Source organism: Staphylococcus sp. GDX8P80P, assembly GCF_017893095.1.
Lineage (GTDB): Bacteria > Bacillota > Bacilli > Staphylococcales > Staphylococcaceae > Staphylococcus > Staphylococcus borealis.
This window is the reverse complement of the sequence record NZ_JAESMI010000180.1, coordinates 1-2,900: the sequence shown is the minus strand read 5'-3', so window position 1 is coordinate 2,900 and position 2,900 is coordinate 1. Positions and strand designations below refer to the sequence as shown.

Genomic DNA, 2,900 nt, shown 5'->3' with positions numbered 1-2,900 from the left:
ATAAAACTCATCGTAATTTCACTTAAGTTTTTCTTAATTATTCCTTCTTTTTCTACGTCACTTAAATTCCACGTTAAAGGCGTCATATCAAGTAATTTATTCAATTCTTCTTTATTTAATTTAACCTTATAACTAATGTCTATCATTTCAATTTTATTAAAATTAGCTTCAAATAAATCTATAACCTCAGAATTATCATAATCCTTATTTTTATGATTACTAAAGACTATATTCCTTATTTCTTTTAAATAATCACTATTAGGAATTATTTTTATCAATTTCCCCTCTTTATCTAGAACTCTTTTAAACTCATCATAATTAGAAGGGCTAAGCACATTAATTAAAAAGTCTACATTCCCATTCATAACTGGTATATCAGCTAGATCAGCAACCAACCAATTTATATTTTTATATGATTTTGCTGCTTTTTTTACACCTTCTTTTGCAATGTCTATACCTAAGAATTCATTTTCACCAAGAAATGTTTTACTAATTTCATTTAAAATATAACCCTCACCAGTACCAACATCTATCACATTATTTTTAGTTTTAATCTCATATTTTTTAATAATTTCTATGATTTTTGAAATTAATATCGAATACAAATTGCTACTATCATTCAATTCTCTTCTAGCAATAAACAATTTTTTATCGTATTTACTTTTTTTATGCCCTGAAATTAAATTCGAATAACCCTCTTTTGCAATATCAAAAGTATGGTTATTCTCACATGCTAAAGTTTTATAACCTCTCTTTAATTTTTCATCACATATAGAACACTTAAAAAACATATTCACACCTCCAATCAAATAATTATAAATAACAAAGTTGCTTTATTCCAATTGCTTTATTGACGTTGAGCCTCGGAACCCTTAACAATCCCAAAACTTGTCGAATGGTCGGCTTAATAGCTCACGCTATGCCGACATTCGTCTGCAAGTTTAGTTAAGGGTTCTTCTCAACATCAATAAATTTTCTCGGCATAAATGCGTGTTCTTTTCTTGTCTGACCAGTAGACAAAGTAGACCCAACTGTTATTGCTTTACAGGTCTATTTTTCGTCGTTATAATCTAGTTAAATCCCGTAAGGGCGCACTTATGCGTTCTAAAAAGAACGCGTAAAAAACCATAATCGACCTTCGTCAATTTTTATCTTAGTTTTAAGGAATCGGCGTTGTGGCGCAGATATAAAAATTAATACTGCACGAACTAGAATCGACGTTGTAGCGTAGATATAAAAATTAATACTACATAGAAATTTAACTAAGATTTAAGCTACTAGTTTTTTGCTAGTAGCTTTTTTATTTTTTAAAATTTTAAATACCTTTATTTTGAATTTTAAGGGGGCATTTTAAAGATTTAGGGGTAATTCATATAGTTTTATGCCTAAAAACCTACAGAAGCTTTTAAAAAGCAAATATGAGCCAAATAAATATATTCTAATTCCATAAACAAAAATTTGAGCAAAACCAGTGTCGAATTTTTGAGACACTGCCCAGTTACATGCAAATTAAAATTTTCATGATTTTTTATAGTTCCTAACAGGGTTAAAATTTATATAACGAAAGTATAATGTTTATATAACGTTAGTATAATAAAGCATTTTAACATTATACTTTTGATAACCGTTTATCGTCGTCATCACAATAACTTTTAAAATACTCGTGCATAATTCAACAGCTGACCTCCCAATAACTACATGGTGTTATCGGGAGGTCAGCTGTTAGCACTTATATTTTGTTATTGTTCTTCCTCGATTTCGTCTATCATTTTGTAATTAATTTCTCTTTTTTCTTGTTCTGTTAAGTCATAAAGTTCACTAGCTAAATACTCTTTTTGTTTCCAAATATAAAAAATTTGATAGATATATTGGGTTGGATCAATTTCTTTTAAATAATCTAAATCTCCATTTTTTAATTTCTTTTTAGCCTCTTTAAACAATCCTGAATAAACTAATACCTGTTTACCTTTAAGTGATTTATAGAATGCATCAAATACTTTTTGATTTATTAAATAATCACTATCTTTACCAGAATATTTAGCCATTTCATATAACTCTTTATTATTATTTTGTCTTATTTTTTGAACTTGTACTTGTGTGATTTCTGAAATACCTGTTACATCACGCCATAAATCCAACCATTCTTGTTGACTAATATAATATCTTTTATCTGTGAAATACGATTTATTTACTGCAATTAACACATGAAAATGAGGATTATAATCGTCTCTTTTTTTATTATATGTAATCTCTAACTTACGAACATATCCTTTCGCAATAGATTTAAAATGTTTACGATTGGTCAAACGTCTAAATGATTGATTATAACGCTTTATTTCACTTTCCAATTTAGTAGCCTTTACGTTAGGTGTAGTTAAAGTTAAAAAAATAAACTCCTTTTTTTCTTCCTGCTTAATATATTGCATCATCAAAGATAAACCCAACGCATCTTTACGAGCTTTTCTCCAAGCACAGACAGGACAAAATCGATTTTTACAAGAATTGGCTTTATATAATTTCTGTTTTTCTAAAGTTTTATCAGCTACAAAAGACAGAAATGTATTGCAATCTTCAACTAAATCCATTTGATTTTCTCCAATATGACGTTTAATAAATTTTTGAAATACTTGATTTTTTCGTTTTTTCTCAGTATACTTTTCCATGTTATAACACATAAAAACAACTTAGTTTTCACAAACTATGACAATAAAAAAAGTTGCTTTTTCTCCTTTCTATGTATGTTTTTGATTAGACACCTAAAACGATACATTAATAGGTACGAAAAAGCAACTTTTTTTGCGTTTAAACCCAGACACACCAATACTTTAAGGGTAACTATTCCAGATTGTAATAGTTACCCTTATTATCAAGACAAGAAGAAACTCGTTTTCAACTCGTTT

At 28.1% G+C, this 2,900-nt stretch carries 2 protein-coding genes; both read right to left on the bottom strand.

Annotated elements, in window-relative coordinates; all coding sequences use genetic code 11:
- Positions 1–791: putative RNA methyltransferase (locus KA858_RS12160; RefSeq protein WP_113589884.1), on the bottom strand; the 791-nt coding region annotated here is incomplete at its 3' end.
- Between the two features lie 948 nt (positions 792–1,739).
- Complete coding sequence (locus KA858_RS12155; RefSeq protein ID WP_031590742.1) at positions 1,740–2,663, bottom strand: protein rep; 924 nt, start codon at positions 2,661–2,663, stop codon at positions 1,740–1,742.
- Positions 2,664–2,900: the final 237 nt, after the last annotated feature.